Annotated in this window: 26 protein-coding genes and 4 pseudogenes; 2 read left to right on the forward strand and 28 right to left on the reverse strand. The window is 41.4% G+C overall.

The annotated features are described in order from the left end of the window. Positions 1 to 74: 74 nt before the first annotated feature. Complete coding sequence (gene budA / locus SORDD27_RS04930; protein WP_000375405.1) at positions 75 to 806, reverse strand: acetolactate decarboxylase; 732 nt, start codon at positions 804 to 806, stop codon at positions 75 to 77. A gap of 145 nt (positions 807 to 951) precedes the next feature. Between budA and SORDD27_RS04935 the strand changes: the two genes are divergently transcribed. Then, positions 952 to 2,223, forward strand: coding sequence for an aminotransferase-like domain-containing protein (locus SORDD27_RS04935; protein WP_061427681.1), 1,272 nt, complete (start codon positions 952 to 954; stop codon positions 2,221 to 2,223). Positions 2,224 to 2,242: 19 nt separating this feature from the next. Here SORDD27_RS04935 and SORDD27_RS04940 read toward each other — a convergent pair whose 3' ends face one another. The 23 genes and pseudogenes from SORDD27_RS04940 to SORDD27_RS05050 form a co-directional block, all read right to left on the reverse strand. Then, positions 2,243 to 3,058 carry an ABC transporter substrate-binding protein gene (locus tag SORDD27_RS04940; protein WP_061427683.1) on the reverse strand — a complete coding sequence of 272 codons (816 nt, stop codon included), beginning with the start codon at positions 3,056 to 3,058 and terminating at the stop codon, positions 2,243 to 2,245. Between the two features lie 157 nt (positions 3,059 to 3,215). Then, positions 3,216 to 3,869: a phosphate signaling complex protein PhoU gene (gene phoU / locus SORDD27_RS04945; protein ID WP_000946469.1), complete on the reverse strand. Its 654-nt coding sequence runs from the start codon at positions 3,867 to 3,869 to the stop codon at positions 3,216 to 3,218. 11 nt (positions 3,870 to 3,880) lie between these two features. After that, positions 3,881 to 4,639, reverse strand: coding sequence for a phosphate ABC transporter ATP-binding protein PstB (pstB, locus tag SORDD27_RS04950; RefSeq protein ID WP_001287327.1), 759 nt, complete (start codon positions 4,637 to 4,639; stop codon positions 3,881 to 3,883). A gap of 12 nt (positions 4,640 to 4,651) precedes the next feature. Beyond that, complete coding sequence (pstB, locus tag SORDD27_RS04955; protein WP_061427685.1) at positions 4,652 to 5,455, reverse strand: phosphate ABC transporter ATP-binding protein PstB; 804 nt, start codon at positions 5,453 to 5,455, stop codon at positions 4,652 to 4,654. Between the two features lie 10 nt (positions 5,456 to 5,465). Then, positions 5,466 to 6,349, reverse strand: a pseudogene (gene pstA / locus SORDD27_RS04960) (phosphate ABC transporter permease PstA). After that, positions 6,339 to 7,256, reverse strand: a complete 918-nt coding sequence (gene pstC, locus SORDD27_RS04965) for a phosphate ABC transporter permease subunit PstC (RefSeq protein WP_042902107.1) — start codon at positions 7,254 to 7,256, stop codon at positions 6,339 to 6,341. Before pstC ends, pstA begins: the two are co-directional and overlap by 11 nt. Beyond that, a complete protein-coding gene (locus tag SORDD27_RS04970) occupies positions 7,256 to 8,134 on the reverse strand; it encodes a phosphate ABC transporter substrate-binding protein PstS (protein ID WP_007520299.1) in 879 nt (292 codons plus the stop codon). The genes pstC and SORDD27_RS04970 overlap by 1 nt, the downstream gene beginning before the upstream one ends. A gap of 210 nt (positions 8,135 to 8,344) precedes the next feature. Next, complete coding sequence (locus SORDD27_RS04975) at positions 8,345 to 9,649, reverse strand: RsmF rRNA methyltransferase first C-terminal domain-containing protein (RefSeq protein ID WP_061427687.1); 1,305 nt, start codon at positions 9,647 to 9,649, stop codon at positions 8,345 to 8,347. Further along, positions 9,650 to 10,423 carry an inositol monophosphatase family protein gene (locus SORDD27_RS04980; protein ID WP_049505534.1) on the reverse strand — a complete coding sequence of 258 codons (774 nt, stop codon included), beginning with the start codon at positions 10,421 to 10,423 and terminating at the stop codon, positions 9,650 to 9,652. Continuing rightward, a complete protein-coding gene (locus SORDD27_RS04985) occupies positions 10,413 to 10,691 on the reverse strand; it encodes a UPF0223 family protein (protein WP_049505535.1) in 279 nt (92 codons plus the stop codon). The genes SORDD27_RS04980 and SORDD27_RS04985 overlap by 11 nt, the downstream gene beginning before the upstream one ends. Continuing rightward, positions 10,692 to 11,093, reverse strand: a complete 402-nt coding sequence (locus tag SORDD27_RS04990) for a Spx/MgsR family RNA polymerase-binding regulatory protein (protein ID WP_000631261.1) — start codon at positions 11,091 to 11,093, stop codon at positions 10,692 to 10,694. Positions 11,094 to 11,313: 220 nt separating this feature from the next. Further along, on the reverse strand, positions 11,314 to 11,931 hold the full coding sequence (locus SORDD27_RS04995) for a TIGR01906 family membrane protein (protein WP_061427689.1): 618 nt from the start codon (positions 11,929 to 11,931) through the stop codon (positions 11,314 to 11,316). Further along, entirely contained in the window at positions 11,921 to 12,694 is a 774-nt protein-coding gene (locus SORDD27_RS05000; protein WP_061427690.1) for a TIGR01457 family HAD-type hydrolase, read from the reverse strand. The genes SORDD27_RS04995 and SORDD27_RS05000 overlap by 11 nt, the downstream gene beginning before the upstream one ends. Before the next feature lie 10 nt (positions 12,695 to 12,704). Then, the gene (locus SORDD27_RS05005; RefSeq protein ID WP_049490189.1) at positions 12,705 to 13,442 is read right to left on the reverse strand and encodes an acyl-[acyl-carrier-protein] thioesterase; all 738 of its coding nucleotides are present in this window, start codon (positions 13,440 to 13,442) and stop codon (positions 12,705 to 12,707) included. Between the two features lie 4 nt (positions 13,443 to 13,446). Beyond that, on the reverse strand, positions 13,447 to 14,577 hold the full coding sequence (gene hemW, locus SORDD27_RS05010; protein WP_061427692.1) for a radical SAM family heme chaperone HemW: 1,131 nt from the start codon (positions 14,575 to 14,577) through the stop codon (positions 13,447 to 13,449). A 73-nt stretch (positions 14,578 to 14,650) separates the two neighbouring features. Next, positions 14,651 to 15,049 carry a YtxH domain-containing protein gene (locus SORDD27_RS05015; protein ID WP_061427694.1) on the reverse strand — a complete coding sequence of 133 codons (399 nt, stop codon included), beginning with the start codon at positions 15,047 to 15,049 and terminating at the stop codon, positions 14,651 to 14,653. A gap of 15 nt (positions 15,050 to 15,064) precedes the next feature. Further along, positions 15,065 to 15,448, reverse strand: a complete 384-nt coding sequence (locus SORDD27_RS05020; protein ID WP_000895030.1) for a DUF948 domain-containing protein — start codon at positions 15,446 to 15,448, stop codon at positions 15,065 to 15,067. Then, entirely contained in the window at positions 15,449 to 16,237 is a 789-nt protein-coding gene (gene lgt, locus SORDD27_RS05025) for a prolipoprotein diacylglyceryl transferase (RefSeq protein ID WP_000609709.1), read from the reverse strand. Then, entirely contained in the window at positions 16,230 to 17,165 is a 936-nt protein-coding gene (gene hprK / locus SORDD27_RS05030) for an HPr(Ser) kinase/phosphatase (RefSeq protein WP_000115190.1), read from the reverse strand. The genes lgt and hprK overlap by 8 nt, the downstream gene beginning before the upstream one ends. 136 nt (positions 17,166 to 17,301) lie before the next feature. After that, positions 17,302 to 18,234 carry a hypothetical protein gene (locus SORDD27_RS05035; RefSeq protein ID WP_231069297.1) on the reverse strand — a complete coding sequence of 311 codons (933 nt, stop codon included), beginning with the start codon at positions 18,232 to 18,234 and terminating at the stop codon, positions 17,302 to 17,304. Between the two features lie 95 nt (positions 18,235 to 18,329). Beyond that, a pseudogene (gene rpsU, locus SORDD27_RS05040) lies at positions 18,330 to 18,500 on the reverse strand (30S ribosomal protein S21); the annotation flags it as partial. Positions 18,501 to 18,647: 147 nt separating this feature from the next. Beyond that, complete coding sequence (locus SORDD27_RS05045; RefSeq protein ID WP_061427696.1) at positions 18,648 to 18,959, reverse strand: hypothetical protein; 312 nt, start codon at positions 18,957 to 18,959, stop codon at positions 18,648 to 18,650. A gap of 154 nt (positions 18,960 to 19,113) precedes the next feature. Next, positions 19,114 to 19,821, reverse strand: a complete 708-nt coding sequence (locus SORDD27_RS05050) for a glucosamine-6-phosphate deaminase (protein ID WP_061427698.1) — start codon at positions 19,819 to 19,821, stop codon at positions 19,114 to 19,116. Between the two features lie 145 nt (positions 19,822 to 19,966). Between SORDD27_RS05050 and queA the strand changes: the two genes are divergently transcribed. Further along, complete coding sequence (queA, locus tag SORDD27_RS05055) at positions 19,967 to 20,995, forward strand: tRNA preQ1(34) S-adenosylmethionine ribosyltransferase-isomerase QueA (protein WP_061427700.1); 1,029 nt, start codon at positions 19,967 to 19,969, stop codon at positions 20,993 to 20,995. A 39-nt stretch (positions 20,996 to 21,034) separates the two neighbouring features. Here queA and SORDD27_RS05060 read toward each other — a convergent pair whose 3' ends face one another. The 4 genes and pseudogenes from SORDD27_RS05060 to SORDD27_RS05075 all read right to left on the reverse strand — a co-directional run. Continuing rightward, on the reverse strand, positions 21,035 to 21,895 hold the full coding sequence (locus SORDD27_RS05060) for a YihY/virulence factor BrkB family protein (protein WP_061427702.1): 861 nt from the start codon (positions 21,893 to 21,895) through the stop codon (positions 21,035 to 21,037). A 29-nt stretch (positions 21,896 to 21,924) separates the two neighbouring features. Next, a pseudogene (locus SORDD27_RS05065) lies at positions 21,925 to 23,978 on the reverse strand (cation:proton antiporter). 11 nt (positions 23,979 to 23,989) lie between these two features. After that, a complete protein-coding gene (locus SORDD27_RS05070; RefSeq protein WP_049520729.1) occupies positions 23,990 to 24,244 on the reverse strand; it encodes a hypothetical protein in 255 nt (84 codons plus the stop codon). Then, a pseudogene (locus SORDD27_RS05075) lies at positions 24,237 to 24,431 on the reverse strand (MnmM family RNA methyltransferase); the annotation flags it as partial. The gene SORDD27_RS05070 and the pseudogene SORDD27_RS05075, both read right to left, overlap by 8 nt. Between the last annotated feature and the right edge of the window lie 140 nt (positions 24,432 to 24,571).

Here is a 24,571-nt window from a genome sequence, read left to right on the forward strand (position 1 = left end):
TACCAAGTTCCACTTACTAGAATGAGAACCAAAGCGATCATGGTAAGGATAATATGTACTGTCATCTTTTTCTCCTATTCTGACTTATCAATATCTTTCTTCATCTCGTCAACGTTAAATTTGGCGAATAAATACTGGCGATCTTGGACTGGAAAACGTTGGTCCAACTGGTCGACTGCCCCAACCTCAATCATTCCTTCTTTGATAACAAAGTCCATCACATGCCCACCAAAGGTCAAATCATCTGAGATAAAATGCAAATGATAGCCTGCAACACTCACTCCGTGGAAAATCTCCGGTGTCCAAAATCCAACAATAGTTCCCGATACATTTTCACGGCTATATTCAGGTTGGTGTGTCGCCACATCAGCAAACTTGGTATCAGGTGTGGATTTGGGAATCATCCGTACATGCATTTGTGAAAATTCGCCATGAATCTTGATGGAACGAAAAAGATTTTCCCCATCATAGTAGGACTCAATTCGCTTTTCCAATTCCTTGTCCGTCATCTCAAAGCGCTGACGAAAAATCACTTCTGCCTGATGAGGAACCACTGCTGCATAGGGAATAAGAGCATCCGCTGCCACTTCAACGATTTCAGGCGTTTGACCAGATCCCTTGGCTTGATAAGCCTTGCCATCAAGGACAATCAACTCCCCATCAATCGAATCCAAAGTCCCCAAGCCGAGGTCACCATGTTCCAGCAACTCTCCTACTGTCATGGTTCCACCATAGAGACCTGCCATTAGGGCACCTAGAGTATTGTATTGAAATAATTTAACCGGTTCCTGCACTTTTCTATCCATTCTCTTTCTTATCTTCTGTTCAATGAATCATTATACTTTCTAAGTATACCACATTTGCTCCTAGTTGTGAAAGGGAGAAATGCTTTTCCCATTGCAAAGGAGGCAAAAAAAAGGTACAATGTAACAAAATCAACGGAGGTCTGGAATGAAGAAAGAAAGTAAATACCAAGCAGTCGTTTCCTTTCTAAAAAAGGGGATCGAATCAGGAAAATTCCCAACAGGTAGCCGGCTTCCCTCTATCCGTCAACTGAGCCAAGACTTCCACTGTAGCAAGGACACTATCCAACGAGCCCTACTGGAATTACGCCATGAACAATACCTCTATGCCAAGCCCCAAAGTGGCTATTATGTTCTAGAACAGGGGCGGCATCAGGACTTGGAAATCGAAGTCACTGACGAACATGCCAGTGCCTATGACGACTTCCGACTCTGCGTCAACGAAACCCTGATAGGCCGAGAAAACTACCTCTTCAACTACTATGATAACCAAGAAGGCCTTGAGGAACTCAGACAATCTGTCCATCAACTCTTCTTTGACCAGGCTCTCTACTGCAAACCCGACCAACTGGTTCTAACATCTGGTACCCAGCAAGCTCTCTTTATCCTTTCTCAGATTAACTTTCCGAGCGAGGGAGCGGAGATTCTAGTTGAACAGCCGACCTACCACCGGATGAATCGTCTCTTGTTCGCTCAGGGATTGGCCTGCCAGACCATTGAACGCCGAATTGATGGCATCAACCTTGAAGAACTGGAAGAACAGTTTAAATCTGGGAAAATCAAGTTTTTCTATACCATTCCTCGTTTCCACTATCCTCTTGGTCATTCCTATTCTGATCAGGAAAAAAGGGCTATTCTGGATCTAGCAAACCAGTATGGTGTATATATCGTCGAGGATGATTATCTAGGTGACTTAGACTCTAAAAAGGGACAAACCTTCCACTATCTGGATACTGAGGATCGGGTCATTTATATCAAGTCCTTCTCAACCAGTCTCTTTCCAGCCCTTCGTATTACCGCTCTCATTCTCCCAAATGCCCTAAAAGAGGCCTTTGTTTCCTACAAAAATATCCTGGACTATGACAGCAATCTCATCATGCAAAAGGCTCTTTCTCTTTACATCGATAGCCAGTTATTTGAAAAAAATCGACTGGCTCGATTGAGCCTTCAAGAGAACTATCAGGCTCAGATAAAGAAAGTGCTTGAAGAAAACACCTGCCCCTTGCCCCACTACCCTCTACACGATGGTCTTTTGCTTGATTTGAGGCACTATCCTAAAATTGCCAGTTTGAAACACAGCTCACTCAAACTAGACTTTTTTGAGAAGGCTTATTTGGACACCTGCCCTTATCAGTTTGCCAAAGTCACTCTTGAAAATCTAGAAGAGCTATTAGAATACATAAAAGCAGAGTTGGATTAAAGTCCAACTCTGCTTTTTCTTATTGTTCAACTTCTGTTAGTTGCGCTGCTTTTTCAAGATAGTTTTGATAGGTTCCGTCGTCTTTCAGTTTTTGGATAACCTTATCGACTACTGCTTTCAAGTCTGATTGATCCTTCTTGATAGCAACGGCATTGGCTTCGCCATCTTTCATCGTCAAGTTAACAGATGCAACAACAAGGTCTGAGTTTTTACCTGCGTAGCTAAGAGCAACTGGTTCATCCATATGAACAGCATCCACTTTTCCAGCCTGCAATTCATTGACGGCTTCCCCCATATTGGTCAAAGATGTCAACTGGACATTTGGCAATTGTTCCTTGACCATGGTTTCTGGCACAGTTCCCTTTTGAGCTGCGATATTGGCACTTGCAAGGCTTGAAAGATCCTTGTATTTGTCTAAATCAGCTTTTCTAACCAAGAAACTCATCTTATTTTCATAGTAAGGGATTGAAAAGTCAAATACTTCCTTTCTCTCATCTGTAGCACTAATTCCTGCAATGGCCAAGTCAGCCTTTCCAGTTTGAAGACTGGTCAAGACATTGTCAAAACTCATGCTAGAGATTTCAAGTTTAACCCCAAGCTCGTCTGCAATTGCTTGAGCCATATCAATATCTGCACCAACCACTTGGTTTTTACCATCTACCAAGGCTTGGAATTCAAACGGCGCATAGTCTGGGCTGGTCGCAACGACTAGCTTTCCTTTTTGTTTAATAGCGTCCACAGCAGACTGGGAACTATCCGTTCCTGACTGGCAAGCTACTAAAATCATGCTGGCAAGCATACTACACACAACTAATATCCATTTCTTAAATTTCATAAATAAACGACCTTTCTGTTAATTCTGAATAATTATAACTCTTTTAAAAATAGTTGTCAACCCTTTTAGAGATTTTGATTGTAAAACAATTCTTTTCATAAAAAAAGAAGACTGATTTATTTTAATCAGCCTTATTTCTGTATATTTAAACCGTTTCTTATAGTTCGACAATCTTACCTGTTTCAAAGTAAACAACCCATTCACAGATATTTTTTGCGTAGTCTCCGATACGTTCCAAGAAAGAAATGACCTGGAAGTAATCACGGCCTGTAACGATAGCTTCAGGATTTTTCCTAATTTCTTCTGTAGCCAAATCTCGGATGCTATCAAAGTAATGGTTGATTTTTTCGTCCATCGCTGCTACTTCGTAGGCTTGATCCACAGAACCGTTGAGATAGAGATCTAGAGCTGCTTCGACGAAGTTTTTCACGTCGCGTCCCATCTTTTTGATTTCTTCTTCAACAGAAGGGATACGTTGCTCTCCCTTCATACGAATGGTCGCCTCAGCGATAGACACTGCATGATCTCCCATGCGTTCCACGTCTGACACTGCCTTGAGAACGGTCAAGACGGTACGAAGGTCTTGCGAAACAGGTTGTTGGAGAGCAATCATTTCAAATGATTTCTTTTCCAACTTCACTTCATATTCATTTACTTCTGCATCGTCTTCGATGACTTCTTTTGCCAAATCACGGTCATGCGTGACAAAGGCACGCACTGTACGATTGATCTGCGAGAGCACTTCTTGTCCCATAGCATAGAACTGGTTGTGCAATTTCTCCAAATCTTCTTCAAATTGAGATCGTAACATCATTCAACTCCTTATCCAAATTTTCCTGTAATATAATCTTCTGTTTCCTTGTTTTGTGGGTCTAGGAACATCTTCTTCGTATCGTTAAACTCGATCAAATCCCCATCTAGGAAAAATCCTGTTTTATCAGAGATACGTGAGGCCTGTTGCATCGAACGCGTTACCAAGAGCATGGTGTACTTATCTTTCAGACCATACAAGGTTTCCTCAATCTTACCTGCAGAAATAGGATCCAAAGCTGAAGTTGGTTCATCTAAGAGGATAATTTTCGGACTGGTTGCTAAGACACGAGCAACACAAACACGTTGTTGTTGTCCACCTGAGAGACCAATGGCCGAATCATGCAAACGATCCTTTACTTCATCCCAGATAGAAGCGCGTTGCAAGGCCTTTTCAACTGCTTCATCCAAAACATGTTTATCCTTAACCCCATTGATACGTAGCCCATAGACAACATTTTCGTAGATAGACATAGGGAAGGGATTGGGCTGTTGAAAGACCATACCGATTTCCTTACGCAATTCAACCGTATCAGTGCGAGGACTGTAGATATTGTGACCATTATAGACTACTGATCCAGTTGTAGTCACCTCAGGATTTAGATCGCCCATGCGGTTGATAGCTTTGAGCAGGGTGGACTTTCCTGATCCAGATGGACCTATCAAGGCCGTTATTTCCTTAGGTTGGAAAGAAAGGGAAACACTATTCAAGGCCTTCTTTTTATTGTAATAAACGGACAGGTCTGAGACCTGTAAAATCGCTTCTGACATACCGTTTCCTTTCTAACCAAAGTGTCCCGTTACATAGTCATTGGTTGACTGTAACTTAGCATTTTGGAAAATATTGGATGTCTTATCATACTCAATCAAATCACCCAAGTAGAAAAATCCTGTGTAGTCACTTGCACGCGCAGCCTGTTGCATACTGTGGGTAACGATGATGATGGTAAAGTCCTTCTTCAATTCCAACATGGTTTCTTCCAGCTGGGCTGTCGCAATCGGATCCAAGGCTGAAGCAGGCTCATCCATCAAGAGGATATCTGGCTTGATAGAGATGGCGCGAGCGATACAGAGACGTTGTTGCTGACCACCAGAAAGCATCAAGGCTGATTTGTGGAGGTCATCTTTGACCTGATCCCATAGGGCTGCCTGTCTTAGAGAGGTTTCAACAATTTCATCAAGTACTTTCTTGTCCTTAACTCCTGCACGTTCATGAGCAAAAGTGATGTTGCGGTAAATAGACTTAGCAAATGGATTTGGACGTTGGAAGACCATTCCGATATGCTTGCGCATCTCATAGACATTGATTTCTGGACGGTTAACGTCAATCCCTCGGTAGAGGATTTGACCTGTGACCTTGGCAATATCAATGGTATCATTCATCCGATTGAGACTGCGAAGATAGGTAGATTTCCCTGATCCAGAAGGACCAATCAAGGCTGTAATTTTATTTTTTTCAAATTGCATATCGATGCCCTTGATGGATTCATTTTTACCATAGTAAACATGTAAATCCTTGGTAGAGAGGGCCACTTTTTCTTCAGGGAAGGTGATGATATGCTTTTCATCCCAGTTATATTTTGACATGGCTTCTCCTTTAGGCAGCGGTTAATTTCTTGTGTAAATAGCTTCCGAGTTTGCGTGCCCCAAAGTTAAAAATCAAGATAAAGATGAGGAGCACGGCGGCAGAACCAGCAGATACAATGGTAGCATCAGGAATGGTTCCTTCACTGTTGACCTTCCAGATATGGACTGCCAAGGTTTCTGCTTGACGGAAGATTGAGATAGGGCTGGTAACACTGAGGATATTCCAGTTAGACCAGTCAAGAGCTGGAGCGGATTGTCCTGCCGTATAGATAAGAGCGGCGGCCTCACCAAAAATACGGCCAGATGCCAAGACAACACCCGTTACGATACCTGGAAGAGCTTCTGGAATGACGACATGGACCACAGTCTCCCAACGAGAAATTCCAAGAGCCAAGCCTGCCTCACGTTGTGTATGGTGAACGTGTTTTAAACTGTCCTCAACATTTCGAGTCATCTGAGGAAGGTTAAAGACTGTCAAGGCCAAGGCACCTGAAATGATTGAAAATCCATACTCAAACTGGACTACAAAGATCAAGTAACCAAAGAGACCCACAACGACTGATGGTAGAGAAGACAAAATCTCAATACAGGTACGAATAAAATTGGTCACAGGTCCTTTTTTGGCATACTCAGCAAGGAATACGCCAGCCCCCATAGATAAAGGCACAGAGATAATCAAGGTAATGACCAGAAGGAAGAAGGAATTGTAGAGCTGAATTCCGATACCCCACCTGCTTGATAAGAGGAAGATTTCCCTGTCAAGAAGGACCAAGAGATATGCGGTAACCCTCTCACCAAGATATAGAGAATCAAAGATGCCAAAATGGTCACGATGATACCCGCGATGGTATAGAGGACAGCTGTTGCAAGTTTATCTAATTTCTTAGCGTGCATAGTTTTTCTTTCCTCTTTCTTTCGTAATCAATTTAATCACACTGTTAAAGGCCAAACTCATCAAGAGCAAGACTAAGGCCAGTGACCAGAGAACGTTATTATCAACCGTTCCCATGACGGTATTTCCGATACCCATAGTCAAAACAGAAGTCAAAGTCGCAGCTGGTGTTGTTAGCGAAGTTGGGACAACTGCTGAGTTTCCGACCACCATCTGAATAGCAAGGGCTTCACCGAAGGCACGCGCCATCCCAAAGACCACTGCAGTGAAAATACCTGAACGTGCTGCTTTCAAGGTCACACGCCAGATGGTTTGCCAACGAGTGGCTCCCATAGCTAAACTAGCTTCACGGTAATGACGAGGAACAGCACGCAAGCTGTCTGTTGTCATAAAGGTTACAGTTGGTAGGATCATGACAAAGAGAACGAAAATCCCTGACAAAATCCCGAAACCAGTTCCACCAAAGACACTACGGACAAAAGGCACCACAACTTGCAAACCGATAAATCCATAGACGACTGAAGGAATCCCGACGAGGAGTTCAATGGCCGGTTGCAAAATCTTTGCACCCTTTGGTGAGACTTCTGTCATAAAGACTGCAGCACCGATAGCAAAGGGTGTTGCGATGAGGGCAGATAAAATCGTCACAATAAAGGAACCCAAAATCATCGGAAGGGCACCAAATTGTTTCCCAGAAGGATTCCAAGTTTGTCCAAAGAGGAAATCAAAGATGTTGACCCCATTGACAAAGAAGGTCGATAAGCCTTTTTGAGCTACAAAAATCAAAATCATGGCCACAATGATAACAATCAAAGAAAGGCAAGTGAAGGTCAAACCTTTACCAAACTTCTCAAGGCGAGAGTTCTTTGAAGGAGATAGTAATTTTTTTGATAATTCTTCTTGATTCATTATTGACCTCCTTCTACTGCTGTAACGGTACCTGAAGCATCCTTTTGGACTTTCATTTCATTGATAGAGATATAGCCCATGCCCTTAACAATTCCATTTTGGGCTTCATCTGAGAGGACGAAATTCAGGAATTCAGCAGCTAACTCATTTGGCTGACCAAGTGTGTACATATGTTCATAAGACCACAAAGGCCAGTTGTTGGTCGTTACATTCTCAGATGTAGGTTCATACCCATTCAGTTTCATGCTTTTCACGGAGTCATCTACATAGGCAAAAGCCAGGTAAGAAATGGCTCCAGGGGTTTGGGATACAATGGACTTGACCATCCCGTTAGAATCCTGTTCTTGACTCTGCATTGCCGATTGGCCATTCATAACCACCGTATCAAACGTCGCTCGTGAACCAGAACTTGCTGCTCGGTTGATGATTGAAATGGCCAGGTCTTTGCCCCCAACTTCTTTCCAGTTGGTCACTTCACCTGTAAAGATTTTGCGAAGTTGCTCGGTTGTGAGATTTTCAACATCCACTTCCTTGTTTACAATCACTGCAAGACCAGCCACTGCAACCTTGTGGTCTACCAGAGCTGAAGCATCGATTCCTTCTTTTTCCTCTGCAAAGACGTCAGAGTTCCCGATGTCAACTGCTCCAGACTGGACTTGAGATAGGCCTGTACCCGATCCACCACCTTGAACATTGACTGTTTTTCCGATGTTTCTAGAACCAAATTCATCTGCTGCCGCTTCGACAAGAGGCTGAAGAGCAGTTGAACCAACGGCTGTCATGGATTCTCCACGATCAATCCAGCTAGCGCATCCTGCTAGAGAACCTGCCATCAAAAGAGCTGCAAGAGACATGACGAGCTTTTTTCTTTTTTTCACTGTTATTCTCCTTGAACATAATGATAAATGTTCTGATTTCTTCCGTTTGTCCTGATCATCCAATTATCATCAATGATTGTCCCGCTTTATTTTATCTAGTCATTCTTAGGAGCGGACAATTCCATCGTATAATATAAGTAATAATGAAAGACTATCAGAAAAAACTCATACTTCCACTATAACATAGAATAGGCTCTTTGACTAGCTTTTTCACCTGAATCTGAGTCCTTTTGGATAATAATTTTTCAAAACATTTCCCGTTACCTTGGCAAAGCCTAATCCGTTTCCTTGAACCAGAACTTGGTACCAACCATTTGGTCGAGCTTCAGACAATTGAACAGTCTCACCAGCCACATATTTTACAAAGTCCTTATCATTGATTTCGACACTTTGTTTTACTTGGCTTGGTTTCAAGGCTAATCCCAGAGCAAAGCTTGGTTCGAAGCGTTTCTTCTTAAAAGTACCCAGATGGAGCCCATTTCGGGCAATTTTGAGTTTCCCTAGATTAGGTAGCATCTCTGGCAAGAGATAGAGCTGGTCTCCAAAAGTTTGCAAGATACCAGCTAGATTGACCCGTAAGTGTTTTTGGGCAAATTCTTGCCACAAAGCCAGTTGCTCACGACTGAGATTGCTCTTGCTAGCCTTGAATTTAGGTGCTGGATTTTGTCCCTTAAACTGCAGGTGGGCAACAAACTGGCCTTCTCCCTTAAAATGATGAGGATACATCCGAGCCGTTTCAGGAAGGTCAATTCCTGCTACCATACCGTTCACATGCTCAACTGGAAGCAATTCAAATTCATAAGTATCCAGCAACCAGTGGACGATTTCTTCATTTTCCTCAGGTGCCCAAGTACAGGTCGAATAGACTAAACGGCCGCCTTCTGCAAGCATGGTCACTGCATCTTCTAAAATTTCTCTTTGGAGACTAGCACATTGGCTAGGATAATCGGTACTCCAATAATCCATGGCCTCTGGCTGCTTACGAAACATCCCTTCACCCGAGCAAGGTGCATCAAGGATAATCACATCAAAGTAACCTTTAAAAACCTTGGCCAAGCGGTCAGCAGATTCATTGGTCACGACAACGTTTGTCGCTCCAAATCGCTCCATATTTTCCACTAAAATTTTAGCACGCTTGCTTGAAATTTCGTTGGAGACAAGGACTCCTTGATTAGCCAGATAAGCTGCTAGTTGAGTGGATTTTCCACCTGGTGCTGCCGCCAAGTCCAAGACCTTCATACCGGGAAGGGGTTGAGCTACCTGGGCCACCATTTGGGCTGCAGGCTCTTGCGAATAAACGAAACCTGTCACGTGCTCTGGTGACTTCCCAGAAACCTTACCATAATACCCCCAAGGTGTATGAGGAATAGCATCAGCAAACGATAACTGACTTTCTTTTAAGGGATTGACCCGAAAAGCCGAAACTGCTTCTTGTTTAAAAGAGGCAAGAAAGTCTCTTGCCTCTTCTTCTAGTATCGCTTCATATTTTTCAACAAATCCTTCTGGAAATTGCATTTAGTTCTCTTTCCTTTCGTAGATATAAGACTGAATCTCTTCTTGCATCTCGATTGGCACCATCATGACCGGCTGGCGTGTTTGAAAATCAACAGGCTCACCAGAAACCGTAATCAGACGATAACCCAGACTTTCCCCTAAGATACTGGCCGCAGCGTAATCCCATGGCTGCAGGTAGGTAATGTAAGTCAGAAGTCGACCCGATAAAACCTTGGCAAAACTAATGGCCGCACTGCCGTAAACACGGACTCCCAACGCTGCTCGACCCAAATCAGCCAAGCCACACTCATTGCTTTCAAACATACCTGAGTTACCGGCAACTAAAAATTCTTGAAGAGGTTTCTTTTTAAAAGGCGGTAAGGGATCATTATTGCGACAAGGAGGAAAGGCGCCACCACCATGGTAACAATCACCTTTCATGACATCATAGATGACACCAAATTTGCCAACACCATTCTCAAAATAAGCCAACATCACGGCAAAATCTTCCTGCTGGGCGATAAAGTTATTGGTACCGTCAATGGGATCAATCACCCAAACGGAACCTTGACCGACTGCAGCACGTAAACAACCCTCTTCCGCGCAAATCAAGTCTTCTGGATAAGATGCTAAAATTCTACCAACCAAGAGATCCTGAACTTCCTTATCCAAACGCGTCACCAAGTCGGTAGGTGAAGATTTTCGCTCAACCTGCAAATCTTCTTTCATGTGAGCCAAAATATAGGCAGCAGCTTCCTGCACAATCTGTTTGGCAAATTCAAATTTAGTTTCCAAGAGAAATCTTCCCTTCTCTTTTTTCTTTTGCTAATTGAACTGCATGATAGCAGGAATAACCGCTAGCCGTCTCAAATTCGCGACCTAAGCGCTTTTCTTCGCTTTTGCTTGGAACCACAGACTTAAATTTCTTGTAAGATTCTAGCAGTTTTTTTGCTTCAACCTTATCTTCATAAGCAGCTTCAACATCATTAAAAAAAGAAAGCACTGAAGCAAGTTCTTCAGTGCTCCACGACAAATCTAGTGGGTAACTATACTGTTTGTTCATCTATCCAATACCAGCTCTCAATGTTGCTTCTTTCAATTCTTGTTTACGGTAACTACGAGGGAGAAAAGCACGAATCTCATCTTCATTAAAACCGATCTGCATGCGTTTGGTATCTATAATAATTGGGCGACGCAAAAGACTAGGATATTGCTCAATCAACTGAAGCAACTCCGATACCGAGATACTCTCTACATCAATATCCAATTTTTGAAAAATTTTTGAACGAGTTGAAATGATGTCATCAGTACCATTTTCGGTCAAGGAAAGAATATGTTGTAATTCTTTTCTTGTTAAAGGACTAGTCATAATATTATGCTCTTGAAAGGGCACTTTATGCGTCTCTAACCAAGCCTTTGCCTTACGACATGATGTACAACTCGGTGATAAAAATAGTGTAATCATGCTTTTCTCTTCTTTTATCTATACTTGCTATTTCTATTATACAAAAAAATAAAGCGCTTGACTAGGTATTTTTAGAAAAAAAGCCTATTTTTTCATAGAAAATAGACTGTTTTCTGCAAAAATCTCCTGCTTTGCAAGTTTATCTTTAGGATAACCTAACAATAAATAGGGAGTAGAGCAACTTCTCTCGTTTTTTATTAAAAATACAGAATTTTTTCCACTATTTCCTTGAAGCTTTAGCAAGAAGGAAACCAAACATTCCTTCATACAAAGCAAAGAAAAGTACAAAGGCATGGAGAAAGAAAGTCTCTGGCAAAATCCAAATAACTCGATCCTTTGCTGGATCAAAAAGCCAAGTATCATCTCCCACAAAGAGAATCTGATGGAAAAGAGTAAAGAATTGCTCAAAACCAATCAACACTCCCACAAGCCCAATGACCAGAGGCAATAGCACTAAAGTCAGAATACTGTTACGATATAGGGGCAAAAAGCCTTTTTTCACAATCTTTCTATTAAAGAAATAGAAACTTGGCAGTGTCACTAGGGCAACTAGCTGAACTAGGTGAAAGAGATTCTTCACCACCGCAAAGTGATGTAAACCAGCCGCTGATGAACGAAAATCTGGCATCTCTAAGACCTGACTAAAGGGATTGGTCAGGTAATTCATCAAGATATGAAAGTTATACAGAATGGTTTCTGGCTTTAGATAGACTCGATTCGCTAAGTTCAGCCACTGAATCTCCATGGGATAGAAAATCCATGCCAGATAAATGGTTAAGAGAATAGACAGGGAGAGGAAAAAGAGCATACTTCCCCAAAAGGTTAGTTTAGTTTTCATCAAAATTCCACTCCGCAAGGCTAGAAACTACATGAGTTGGTGCGATTGGCAGGTCAGCCACTTCTTCTGCCTTGGTAAAACCTGTCGTCACCAAGAGAGTTGGAATACCATTGTCAATCCCTGCTCGGATATCTGTCAGGTAGTTATCCCCAACCATGAGCAACTCTTCTCTTTTCAAATCCAAGTGCTCAACTGCCTTATCCATAATGATAGCATTTGGTTTTCCGATATAAACTGGTTTGACCCGTGTTGCTACTTCAAGAAGTGTAATTAGTGAACCAGCACCAGGCAAGAGACCACGTTCCGTCGGGATATTGAGGTCAGGGTTGGTTCCGATAAAGTGAGCCCCCTTTTGAATGGCTAGAGTTGCTGTGGCAAATTTTTCATAGTCAACTTGCCAGTCCAGTCCAACTACCACATAGGCAGGATTTTCCTTGTCTTCGACATAACCAGCCGCCTGAATGGCATCCTTGAGTCCTGCTTCTCCGATGACATAGACTGTCTTTTCCAATCCCAAGTCATTCATATAGTCGATGGTTGCCAGAGTTGCCGTGTAGACAGTTGATAGAGGTGTGTCGATATTAAAATTCTGAGCCAACATCTCTTGTACACTCTCAGGAGTACGAGTTGTATTATTGGTCACAAAGAGGTAGGGAATTTCTCTTTTTTGTAACTCATGGACAAAAGCCTCACCCGCCGGAATCCGGTCTTTCCCCTTGTAAATGGTTCCGTCTAAATCAATTAAATAACCTTTATAAGCCATATCGCCCTTTCTAATTGCCTTCAATTTCTTGCCACGTAATCATAGCTTGGGCATTTATCTCGCCATCACTGATAATCTCATGCTTGCTTTCTAGTCCCTTGAGTTCATAAGCTGAAGCAATCATGCCACCCGGTCGCACTTCTTTGACATATTTGAGATTGATTTTTTTGGGAATATACTTGGTCAAAAAGTCTGCTCCCATGACCTCAAAAATCCAATCCAGATATTTGCTATTATTGACATGACCATTCATATCCAAGTCGTAAAAACGAACATGGTAGTCTTTACTGATCGGGTCTTCTAGGTTAGCATACTTCGGCCCACGGATGAGTTTTTTATCAAACTCAGACTGGTAAGGAGCAACAATCTCCGGTTCGACAGCATGAACTTTCCGACTGTCTCTGTCCATGAGAACAAAGGTTGCTACCATGCGAATGATTTCTTGACCTGCTTCATCATAGATAGTGAAACGGCGGTAGCAAAAAAGACGATTGTATGTCAATGCTTCTGTTTCAATCGTAATCTCTTCAGCAAAGCGAGGCAAGCGAACCACGTCAATCGCATAGTCTGTAATAATCCAGACCAGATTGTAACGTTCTAGCACATCTTTGTCACTAACTCCCAGTTCAATCGACTGCATACCTGATACTTGCAAGGACAGCAAAATCACATCTGGAAGTTTGATATGACCGTTCATGTCCGCCATATCAAAAGGAATTTTCATTTTCATTTGATAAGTTAAGCCCATTGTTCTACTCCAAAATAAATCGTTCTGCTACAGTGTCTCCCAAGAAGAGACCTCTCTTTGTCATTCGGACACGATCACCGTCGATCTGCATGAGTCCTTGTTGAACCAAGTCTCTGATGATTTCACCATAAAGTCCATCAAAGGACCGTCCAAATTTTTCTTCAAATCGCGCCATGGAAACCCCGGATTTTTTCCGGAGGCCTAGAAACATTTCTTCTTCCATCTGCTCCCTTTGACTCAGGTGTTCTTCTGTAATCCGAGCATTTCCTGCCTCTACCGCATTGAGATAGTGGCGGATAGGACCATGATTTTTATAACGTACCCCGTCCACATAACCTGAAGCACCCGCACCGATACCATAATATTCAGCATTGTCCCAGTACATGAGATTGTGGCGACTTTCAAAGCCTGGCTTGGAGAAATTGGAAATCTCATAATGCTCAAAGCCAGCCCGCTCAAGCTCTGAAATGATGTATTCAAACATTTCCGCTTCTAACTCTTCCTTGGGTAGGGGCAATTTCCCACGTCTCATGCGGTTCATAAAGACCGTATGATTCTCCAAAATCAAGCTATAAAGGCTCATATGAGGAATATCAAGCGAGATAGCCTTTGCCACATTTTCCTTGACCTGATCCATAGTTTGACCTGGAAGAGCGTAGATTAGGTCGATAGAAATATTGTCAAAACCAGCCAGTTTGAGACGGTCGATATTCTCATAAATATCCTTCTCCAAGTGACTACGCCCGATCTTTTTCAGCATTTTGTTATCAAAAGTCTGCACACCTAAGGAAACACGATTGACTGGCGACTGTTTCAAAACCGCAATCTTATCCGCGTCCAAATCGCCTGGATTGGCCTCAATGGTCAACTCTTCCAAGACAGACAAGTCCAAGTTTTTAGACAAGCCATCTAAGAGCAGCTCTAATTGCGGAGCGGACAGAGCTGTTGGCGTCCCACCTCCAATATAGAGAGTTCGCAACTTTTGGATATCATAAGAATGGAACTCCTCTAGCAGATGCTCCAGGTAACTATCTACTGGTTGATTCTTGATAAATACTTTTGAAAAGTCACAATAATAACAAATCTGTGTACAAAAGGGAATATGCACATAGGCGGACGTTGGTTTTTTCTGCATAGTATTTATTATACCACAAAGACAGACTTGCAGATAAAAATCACCATCTCCAAAAACCAGAGATGGTGATACCTTATACTTCAGTAATATCAATAATAATCTCTTCCTCGTCTTCTACGATATCTGGAGTTGTTGACTGTTCTTGCCACTGCTCCTTGAGATTGTTAAAGGTTTCCTTTGACGCTTCTGTAGCTTGTCGAGCACAGTTTTTAGCTTGGTCAAGGACACTATCAAAAGTGATTTCACCAGATTCTACTTGTTCCTTTGTTTTCAGCACAAAGTCAGTTGCCTGTTCCTTCACTTCTGTCAATTTCTCACAGACTTGCTCTCTAGCATATTCTGGATCTTCTCTCAAATCATCTAGAAAATCCTGAGCTTGACTACAAACTTGCTTACCCTTGTCACTCGTCAAAAACAAAGCAAGAGCTGCACCTGAAACTGTTCCTAAAAGGATAGAGGATAGTTTTCCCATAAGATTTCTCCTTTTTTATTTTTTGAAAAATTTACTTGCGACACGAAGAGCGGACAAGCCTGCACCTGTTTTAATGGTCTTTGAACCAGCTGATGAAGCTTTCTTGCTCAAGACACGCGCTTGACTATTGAGGTCAGATACTGACTCAGATAAGTCTGCTACAGCCGTAAATAGTGGGTCGATAGTCGCAACTTTGATATTGATATCGTCTGCTAACACATTTACCTTAGCCAACAATTCATTGGTCTGATGCAAGGTAACGTTCACATCTGAGCTCAACGTTTTGATGGTTTTCTCTGTCTCATCAATCATACGACCAGCTTTTTGAATCGTGATTGTCAAATAGACTAAACAGACAATCAAAGCAATCGCGACAAGTATATATGCAACTTCTAACATTTATTTTTCCTCCTCTGTATGATAGAAAGGGGCTTTCTTTCGATTTTGATAAAGTATAATAAAAATACCGAGTCCGATAAGGATAACTGATAACCATTGGGAAACTCGCAGACCAAAGAACATGAGACTGTCCGTCCGCATCCCTTCGATAATCATACGACCAAAGCCATACCAAATCAAGTAGAATGCTGTGATATGACCACGTCTGATTCCCTTTAATTTTCTTCTAAAAATCAGAATCAAAGCAAATCCAATCAGATTCCAAACCGACTCATATAAGAAGGTCGGCTGACGGTAGCTACCATCAATGTACATCTGGTCACGAATGAAGCCCGGCAAATAATCCAGACTATCTACTGCTGCACCATAAGCTTCTTGGTTAAAGAAGTTCCCCCAGCGCCCTAAACTCTGGGCAACCATGACGCTCGGTGCTGCAATATCTAAGAAATCCCAAGTATTGATCAGCTTTCTATCTGCAAAGATATAAAGGACAATAGCACCCGCTATCAAACCTCCATAAATGGCCAAGCCACCATTCCAGATGGCGATGATTTCACCTGGATTTTGCAGATAATAATCTAAGCGAAAGAGTACGTAGTATAGTCTAGCACCTAAAATAGCTACCGGAAAAGCAATCAGGATAAAATCCAAAATATCATCTGATAGAATTTTCTTTTTAGGAGCTTCTTTCATGGCAAGATAAACTGCTAAAACCAAACCAGCTACAATACACAAAGCATACCAACGAATAGCAAAGGGACCAATTTCAAATGCGACTGGATTAATCATGTTTCACCTCATTTTGAGCGATTAGATTTGTCAAGCGTTCTTCAAATAAACGCGTCGCATCAAACCCCATTTCTTTAGCACGATAGTTCATGGCAGCTGCCTCAATAACAACGGAGATATTGCGTCCTGTTTTTACTGGGATGCGGATACGCGGAATCGTTACACCAGAAACTTCGAGTTCTTCGGCATTGTTTCCAAGACGGTCAAAGGTCTTATGCGTATCATAATTTTCCAAATAAACTGCTAGCTGAACTTGTGAAGAATCTTTTACAGCACTTGCACCATAAAGACTCATAATATCGATAATTCCAACTCCACGAATCTCAAGCAAATGCTTCAAGATTTCAGCAGGTTCACCCCAAAGAGTCATTTCATCCTTAGAATAAATATCTACACGATCGTCTGCTACTAGACGGTGTCCACGCTTCACAAGCTCAAGACCTGTCTCACTCTTACCGATACCGCTATCTCCTTGGATCAAGACACCCATGCCATAGATATCCATCAAGACACCGTGCACACTGGTACGTTTAGCCAAACGGGAATCAAGGTAGCTAGAAAGCTCTCCAGATAAACGACTGGTTGCAGTTCGACTGGTTAAAATCGCAATCTTGCATTCCCTAGCAGCCCTCAACATTTCCTCGGGTACTACCAGACCACGAGCCACGATAACCGCCGGTGTTTCAGGTAGAAACATTTTCTTCAAAACTTGATAACGGTTCTGGGCAGGCATGGCGACTAAATAGGACCACTCCTTCATCCCTAATAGCTGAATCCGTTCTGGTGTATAGTAATCAAAATAGCCCGTCATTTCAAGACCAGGTCTCATAATGTCCGCAGTATTGATTTCTTTTTCAAGTAATTCGCCTTCACCATAGACAATATCTAGTCTGAGTTTTTCAATGACATCTCTCACTAAAACCGACATAATTTCCTCCTTCAATCGAGTTCTCCCTACTATTATATCAGATTGTAGGTGGAAGTTTCCTTTTTTTGCAGGATTTACAGTATTTATTTGATGTTGCTTGGAAAAAGATTTGACTAGGAAGTCTTTTCGTACTCTTTTAAATCAACCGAGACAAATCTACTGCAAATTGGTCAACATCTATCACCAAGTCCCTTCTAGATTTTTCAAAGTAAATTCTTGGAAGACCTTTTGTTAATATTCTGTTTGCATCAGCCATATCTTGAGGATAGATATAGAACTGTTGACCTTTTGGAAACTGATTTTGGACTTGCCATTCTTCAAACTCCTTCAAAAAAGTCTTATGAGATGGCATACTGACTTCTTCAAACAAAGAATAGTCAAAAAATCGTATCAATCGATATAGACCATGAATCTCATCCGCAAAGCACTTATCAATCTTTTCATAAGGGTAACCTCGTCTCTGATAAGCTTGGCATAAGTTTTGTAAGGACTCGCTTAATGCAACTGCATCTTTTCTTGCCAAGTTTATAAAATACCGAACAGAAAATTCTTCCATACCAGTTCGTTTTTTCTTCCCTAAAAACTGTTGTGCACGCAAGAGCGACTCGGATAATCTTTTTTCATCTTGATAATAAAGAGCGTATAAAAGATTCATCACATTTTCTGGATAATAGGTTCCTTTCAACAAGGGTAAATCTATGGGGATGAATGATGGAATGGCTGAAAAATCGTTACAAGCAAAAGAGGTAAACAAGCCTTTCAAAATCCCATCTGTGTAGATTGTTCCACTTGCCAACAAACCGCCTCTCATCAACTCGGTTCTTCCTGTTTGCCATAGCGCATTGTTTAACTGTGTATAATCCCCATCTAAAAACGCCACATAATAGGAAAAATATTTAATATCATCTAGCAATAAGCTACTGTACAATTTTACCCTTAAAACCTTGTCAGACAATACTTTTGAATCGGTCAAATACTTTTCAAAAATTCTTTGGTTTGACTCTTCAAATTCCTTCCAATCGGTCGGATCAGCACAATAACCCCAATCTCCCAAGTGATTTTCACGCATTTTTTTGATATTCTTTTATATACTCTTTCATAAGAATTTGTTCCTCTAAATACTATGCAAAAAAAGACTAGACAAGTCTAGCCTTTTATTTCAAATTAGAATTTTTTACGTTTACGAGCTGCTTCTGATTTACGTTTACGTTTTACAGAAGGTTTTTCATAGAATTCACGTTTGCGTGTTTCTTGAAGAGTACCAGCTTTAGTAACCGCACGTTTGAAACGACGAAGTGCATCGTCAAGAGATTCATTCTTACGTACTACTGTTTTTAGACATTTTTTTCACTCCCTTCAAGTTCAAGATCTATTCCATTTTACACGCAAAATGAATAATTGTCAAGGGAAAACCTACATTTATTCCGATTTTCCGATTCAATAATTACTTTCTTGCCTATACTTTATCAAATCCACCAATTTTTACATCAAATCATACAACTTTGTTACTGATTGTTCAAAAGGTTCAATATATTTCCAATATTGATCAGGAAGATTCGAAATCTTACTCAAGTCATTGCTGTCAAAATGATATACCAGATGACGAAGAATTTGATTTTCAATAAAATGCAAATCTCTCATCTGATCTATACTAATAGACTCGAGCTTTTCTACGTAGCGACATAAATCAGCCAGCGACTGCGAATCAAATACTTTTTCCTCGTGTAAATAATAGAGAAAGCTTTTGTTTTCAGCTCGTATATTGTCTTTTATCAGATTATTTTCTAATAGCATACTTTCATTCTCTCCTTGTATATCATAAAATAGTAAAAATTGAACCTAACTAGATATAGCTGTTCTACCAATCTATTATAACACTTCTTTCTATTGACTCATGAAAGCTAGAAAAAACCAACTCACTCCAAAGAGCAAGCGGTTCGTGTAATTTTTATTTTTCAAGCAGGCTGAGCGCCTCAGCATCAGCGATAATCGTCACATCAGGGTGGTTTTGTAGGCTGCTTGCTGGTAGACTTTCAGTTACTGGGCCTGACACTGTTCCAGCAATGGCTTCTGCTTTCGACTCACCGTAAGCAAAGAGAATAATTGACTTGGCATTCAAGATATTTTTAATTCCCATTGAAATGGCTTGAGTTGGAACGTCTTCAATCTTGTCAAAGAAGCGAGCATTGGCTTCGATAGTAGACTGGTCAAGTTCGACTAGATGCGTTTGACTGTCAAATGGAGTACCAGGCTCGTTAAAGCCGATATGTCCATTGCGACCAATTCCCAAGATTTGCAAATCAACAGGATGGTCAGCTAAAATTTGATTGTAGCGTTCAACTTCTTCTTCAGCATTATCCTTAACACCACGTGGCAAGAAGCTTTCTTTAAATGGTTTTTGGTTGAACAAGTTTTCCTGCATGAAGTAACGATAAGACTGTGGATTGTCCCCATCAAGCCCTACATACTCATCAAGGTTCACACTGGTTAGATTTGAAAAATCAAGGTCACTCTCAACGATTTCCTTGTAAAATTCAAGTGGACTACTTCCTGTCGCAAGTCCTAATGTTTGAGCACCATTGACCAATTTTTCCTTCAAAATCTCAAAAGCTACTTTTCCACCTTCGACTTGATTTTCAACTTTAATAACTTTCATTTTATATCCTCCATTTTTCTATATTTATTATATGGTATAGACCAATTTTTGTCAAGTGAAAACGATTTAATTTCTAAAAAAAGAGCGTCCAAACTTGAAACATGTTATAATGGATAGGATTAGAACTTAGAAAGAATGATGAAAAATGAATACAGCTGATTTTGATTTCCACTTGCCTGAGGAATTGATTGCCCAAACGCCCCTTGAAAAACGAGATGCCTCCAAACTCCTTATCGTTAATCGTGAGACGGGAGAAATGCAGGATAAACACTTCCACTCCATTATCGACATGCTGGAACCTGGTGATGCCCTTGTCATGAACGACACTCGTGTTCTCCCTGCCCGCCTCTATGGTCAAAAGGAAGAAACAGGTGGCCATGTGGAGCTTCTCCTACTCAAAAATACTGCAGGTGATGAGTGGGAAGTTCTGGCTAAACCTGCCAAACGCCTCAAGGTCGGTACTCGTGTCAGCTTTGGAGATGGTCGTCTCAGTGCTATCGTTACGGAAGAATTGACCCACGGGGGCCGTATTGTCCGCTTTGAATACCAAGGAATTTTCCTAGAAGTATTGGAAAGTCTCGGTGAAATGCCACTACCACCCTATATCCACGAAAAATTGGATGATCGCGAACGTTATCAAACGGTCTACGCTAAAGAAAGTGGCTCTGCTGCTGCACCTACTGCTGGGCTGCACTTTACCAAAGAACTGCTAGCAGAAATCCAAGCCAAAGGTGTTCATCTGGTCTATCTCACTCTTCACGTCGGACTCGGAACCTTTAGACCTGTCTCTGTTGACAATCTAGACGAACATGAAATGCACTCGGAGTTCTACCAACTTTCTGATGAAGCAGCTGCTACCCTTCGCTCTGTTAAGGAAAATGGAGGTCGTGTCATCGCTGTCGGAACCACTTCGATCCGCACACTGGAAACCATCGGTTCCAAGTTTAATGGGCAAATCCAGGCTGATTCTGGCTGGACCAATATCTTTATCAAACCAGGCTACGACTGGAAGGTTGTGGATGCTTTTTCAACCAACTTCCACCTGCCCAAATCAACTCTGGTCATGTTGGTTTCTGCCTTTGCCGGTCGTGACTTAGTCCTAGATGCCTATCACCATGCCATCCAAGAACACTACCGCTTCTTCAGTTTTGGAGATGCCATGTTTATCTATTAAGAAAATCCCTATTAGGAAACCTAATAGGGATTTTTCTAATTATTCCATACTAAACTTTGGATCTTTCAAACTCTGAACACTGGCATTGATAACTGCTCCGATAATCAAAATCTTTGCAATGAGAATAAACCAGAACATCATGACCACCACGATAATGGAACTGAAAAATCGGACATCAACCAGATGATTAACATAGCTATTGACGTAGACAGAAAAGATATTCAATAAAAAGATAAGAGTTAGCAAGACAAAGACACTTCCTGGTAAAACATAGCGGATTCGTGGTGCTTTTACTTTTGGAAGGAAGTAATAAATCATAACTAGAATGGCAAAGATCAAGGCATAGACCAGAGGACCTGTAAAGTCTTGCAGGTAGGAAAATATCGGACTGTCTGATTGCCAGTAAGTTTTGAGGAGGTTGAGCAACATACGACCAAACATACTCAAAAACAAGGCAAAGGCAAAAAGGATCTGCAAGCCGAAACTAACAAGTAAACTCATCAACTGATGGGAGATAATTCCTCGACTCTTGGTCACCCCATAGGCTTTGTTAAAAGCTTTTTGAAGGAAATCCATTGATTTCGAAAAGGTCCAGAGTGCAGATAAAACGGCAAAACTCAGCAAACCAGTTGATGGTTGAGTCAGGACTTCTCGGACAATCTTGGCGACCACATCATACACCGTATCAGGTAAAAATTCCTTAATCGTAAGTAAGAAATTTGAGACCGGAATCTGAAAATAAGGCAAAATATTGACCATTATCATTAGCAGAGGAAAGATTGAAATCAACCAATAGTAGGCAACCGCAACACTGGTCAACTCACTATCAGATGCTTGATAATAATGCAAAAAAGCTTTCAATAAGGGCCTGTCCATCAGCTCTTTCCACCACTTTTTCATGTTCCATCCTCCGTCATTTTCTTCATCGTCTAAGTTCTTCTGATTAAATCTAGCATATCATAAGGTAAAGTATTTGCGGCTTCTTTCAGAGAATAATTCTCTAAATTATTCACATTTTGTCGTAGTTTTTTGGCATACTTGGCTGTTATCAGTTTAGCTTCTTCGTATTCAAAAATTGCCTTACGTTCGAGATAGTAGCCTCGTAGCATTTCATCGATATTGTTTGGCTTGATGCGATTGATAACCCGCTCAACAAAGGCACCACTTCCGATAATGGCCGTCTCGCGTAGACGAGACTCTTGCATAAAGCTAATCAGAGAACTCTTGTAAACCCCTTTTAGGTTTTCCAAACTCTCGATAATCAGCTCTGTATTTTCCAAATACAACTCTGAAATCTGATCATAGTCAACTGCTAGTAGTTTACGAGATTCTTCATTCATCCAACTACGGAAAGTTTTGCCAAAGGTGAACATTTCATGGAGTAGAAAGCGCAGTATCCGTAAGGAAACTAGGAAGTAATAAGTCACTCTAGAAGCGAAATTCCGATTGATACTCTGCTCCATGTTTTTTAGGTAACGTTGGTAAACTCGATAGCCACGCTCGCTGATTCTATTTTCTTCATAGGCTTGCTCCAAACCGTCACTCTCAATACTCAAGATAAGAAGCTTGAGGGACTCCCAGTCCTCTTGGACTCTCTTATTTTCCAGACTAAGGATGAGGTTTTCAATCCGACCATGATAATTATCAATAGCCGCATAAAGAGGAAGTTTGTTCTTGTGATGGTCTAGCTCTTTTTCTAATTCTGCAGCTACATCATTCAAAATCGCAATATGCATCAAATGGTCCTTGCTTTCCTCTTGTTCTTCAGATAAGTGAGGGAGGACCAGTAAACCTGTTAGAAAGCTTAATAGTGTAACGCCTGCTACGAGAAAGAGCAACAGAGGATACTCCTGCTCCAAATGACTTGGTATGAGGAGAATAGTCGCGATAGATACTGTCCCTTTGACACCAGAGAAGGTCAAAAGAAGCATATCTTTCATGTACTTATGAATTTTTTTCTTAAGTCGACGCGTCCTCACAAAGTAAAAACCAGCAATCATGACAAAGCGGATCGCAAAAAGCAAGAAGGTCAGAACGACAACTGAAAACAGTAAAAGAAGGGGATTGTAGAGAGAATTAGACAAGATCGGCTCTGCTATCAACTCTAATTCCATTCCCAAGAGAACAAAGACTGATCCATTTAGCATAAAGGTCACGGTGTGCCAAACGGTCTCCGTCACGGTGTCTACCTGAGCCTCAAGGAGCGTAATTTTCTTAAAACGACTGGCCTTCAAAATACCTGCAACCACTACTGCGATAATCCCTGAAACATGAAACTCTTCTGCGATGAAAAAGGTCATGAGCGGCAAACTTAGCTCTAGCAATAGTTCACTGGCTATATCTATCGCTCGCACACTCAGTAAAAAGCTATGCAAGAAACGATTGACCATAGCCGTCACAAAACCGACTACAAAACCACCAAGGATAGAAAACGCTAGGGAAGTTCCAGCTTGGCTGAAAGAAAAGGTTCCTGTTGTCCAAGCAGCAAGAGCCATCTGAAAGGCAACCAAACCAGAAGCGTCATTTAAGAGTCCTTCCCCTTTTAGGATATTAGAAACCCGTTTGGGAAAACGAAAACGTTCAGAAAGAGATGCGAAGGCAACCAAATCTGTTGGCCCAAGTGCCGCTCCAACTGCTAAACAGGCAGCTAAAGGAAGAGTAATCCAAAGGAAATGAGCCATGCCCCCCAAGCTTAAGGTCGAGATAAAAATCACAGGAAAAATCAGAAAGACGACAATCCGCCAGTGCTTCAAAATGGACGTAATATCCGCTTCTTCTGCCTCCCGGAAGAGTAAGGGACCAATAACCATGGCTAGAAACAGCTCTGTATTGAGATGAAAGTCCGCATCAGGAACAAATAAGCCAATCCCAATCCCCAAAAGGATTTGCACAAGAGGAAGGGGCAAAAAGGGAGAAGTTTATTGGTCGTAGTTGAAATGATTAAGACAAATAAAAATAGAATCAAGTAAATGAGTAATTCCACACAATTCCTCCTTAATCTTTTTTACAACAAGATTCAAAAATCTCCTTTTGCTCTTGGATTTTCTGATCAATCTTAGAACAGTCTTTGTGCTCAATTTTTTTCTGGCATCGTTCCATTTCAAGAGCCACTAGTTTTTTCTTAATTTTAAGCATTTTCTTGCTCATATGTGCTTCGTCGAGCACTCCGACTGCTCGCTCGTGAAGCGTTGACTCGACAAAATTTTGGCGCATTGCCTCAAGCTTCTCACGAAGGTATTGTTTATCCATGTCTATACCTTTCTAATTTTTCAATCATAACTAAAAACGGTGGATTGTTAACTTGGTTGAGAGTCCGATAAATGGCAGCAGTATACTCTTGTTGGTTCAACTGGCTAACAAACTCCAATACAGCATCCCTCTCAGTATCTCCTCCTTCATGACCATAGTAGATCATGATAGCAATCCGTCCCCCCTCGTTCGAACGACGAACAAGTCGAACAACGACGTTTTCCTTTTTAACTTAAGTCGTTCCGTTACGTAAGTTAAGGTTACGTTCGTAGGGTTAGGGTTAGGTAGGTAGTAGTACGGGAACGGTTTAGTTTTCGTACGACGACG

The organism is Streptococcus oralis, assembly GCF_001579025.1.
Classification (GTDB): domain Bacteria; phylum Bacillota; class Bacilli; order Lactobacillales; family Streptococcaceae; genus Streptococcus; species Streptococcus oralis_X.

Coding starts and splice junctions, on each gene's coding strand:
- hemW (WP_061427692.1), bottom strand. CDS start 14,577: ATGCAGAAAAAACCAACGTCCGCCTATGTGCATATTCCCTTTTGTACA.
- SORDD27_RS05070 (WP_049520729.1), bottom strand. CDS start 24,244: ATGGATAAACAATACCTTCGTGAGAAGCTTGAGGCAATGCGCCAAAAT.
- hprK (WP_000115190.1), bottom strand. CDS start 17,165: ATGTCGGTTTTAGTGAGAGATGTCATTGAAAAACTCAGACTAGATATT.
- SORDD27_RS05050 (WP_061427698.1), bottom strand. CDS start 19,821: ATGAAAGTTATTAAAGTTGAAAATCAAGTCGAAGGTGGAAAAGTAGCT.
- SORDD27_RS05045 (WP_061427696.1), bottom strand. CDS start 18,959: ATGCTATTAGAAAATAATCTGATAAAAGACAATATACGAGCTGAAAAC.
- SORDD27_RS05020 (WP_000895030.1), bottom strand. CDS start 15,448: ATGTTAGAAGTTGCATATATACTTGTCGCGATTGCTTTGATTGTCTGT.
- pstC (WP_042902107.1), bottom strand. CDS start 7,256: ATGAATCAAGAAGAATTATCAAAAAAATTACTATCTCCTTCAAAGAAC.
- lgt (WP_000609709.1), bottom strand. CDS start 16,237: ATGATTAATCCAGTCGCATTTGAAATTGGTCCCTTTGCTATTCGTTGG.
- SORDD27_RS05060 (WP_061427702.1), bottom strand. CDS start 21,895: ATGAAAAAGTGGTGGAAAGAGCTGATGGACAGGCCCTTATTGAAAGCT.
- SORDD27_RS04990 (WP_000631261.1), bottom strand. CDS start 11,093: ATGATTACACTATTTTTATCACCGAGTTGTACATCATGTCGTAAGGCA.
- SORDD27_RS04935 (WP_061427681.1), top strand. CDS start 952: ATGAAGAAAGAAAGTAAATACCAAGCAGTCGTTTCCTTTCTAAAAAAG.
- SORDD27_RS04940 (WP_061427683.1), bottom strand. CDS start 3,058: ATGAAATTTAAGAAATGGATATTAGTTGTGTGTAGTATGCTTGCCAGC.
- queA (WP_061427700.1), top strand. CDS start 19,967: ATGAATACAGCTGATTTTGATTTCCACTTGCCTGAGGAATTGATTGCC.
- pstB (WP_061427685.1), bottom strand. CDS start 5,455: ATGTCAAAATATAACTGGGATGAAAAGCATATCATCACCTTCCCTGAA.
- SORDD27_RS05015 (WP_061427694.1), bottom strand. CDS start 15,049: ATGGGAAAACTATCCTCTATCCTTTTAGGAACAGTTTCAGGTGCAGCT.
- pstB (WP_001287327.1), bottom strand. CDS start 4,639: ATGTCAGAAGCGATTTTACAGGTCTCAGACCTGTCCGTTTATTACAAT.
- phoU (WP_000946469.1), bottom strand. CDS start 3,869: ATGTTACGATCTCAATTTGAAGAAGATTTGGAGAAATTGCACAACCAG.
- SORDD27_RS05035 (WP_231069297.1), bottom strand. CDS start 18,234: ATGCGTGAAAATCACTTGGGAGATTGGGGTTATTGTGCTGATCCGACC.
- SORDD27_RS05000 (WP_061427690.1), bottom strand. CDS start 12,694: ATGGCTTATAAAGGTTATTTAATTGATTTAGACGGAACCATTTACAAG.
- SORDD27_RS04985 (WP_049505535.1), bottom strand. CDS start 10,691: ATGAACAAACAGTATAGTTACCCACTAGATTTGTCGTGGAGCACTGAA.
- SORDD27_RS05005 (WP_049490189.1), bottom strand. CDS start 13,442: ATGGGCTTAACTTATCAAATGAAAATGAAAATTCCTTTTGATATGGCG.
- budA (WP_000375405.1), bottom strand. CDS start 806: ATGGATAGAAAAGTGCAGGAACCGGTTAAATTATTTCAATACAATACT.
- SORDD27_RS04995 (WP_061427689.1), bottom strand. CDS start 11,931: ATGAAAACTAAACTAACCTTTTGGGGAAGTATGCTCTTTTTCCTCTCC.
- SORDD27_RS04975 (WP_061427687.1), bottom strand. CDS start 9,649: ATGCAATTTCCAGAAGGATTTGTTGAAAAATATGAAGCGATACTAGAA.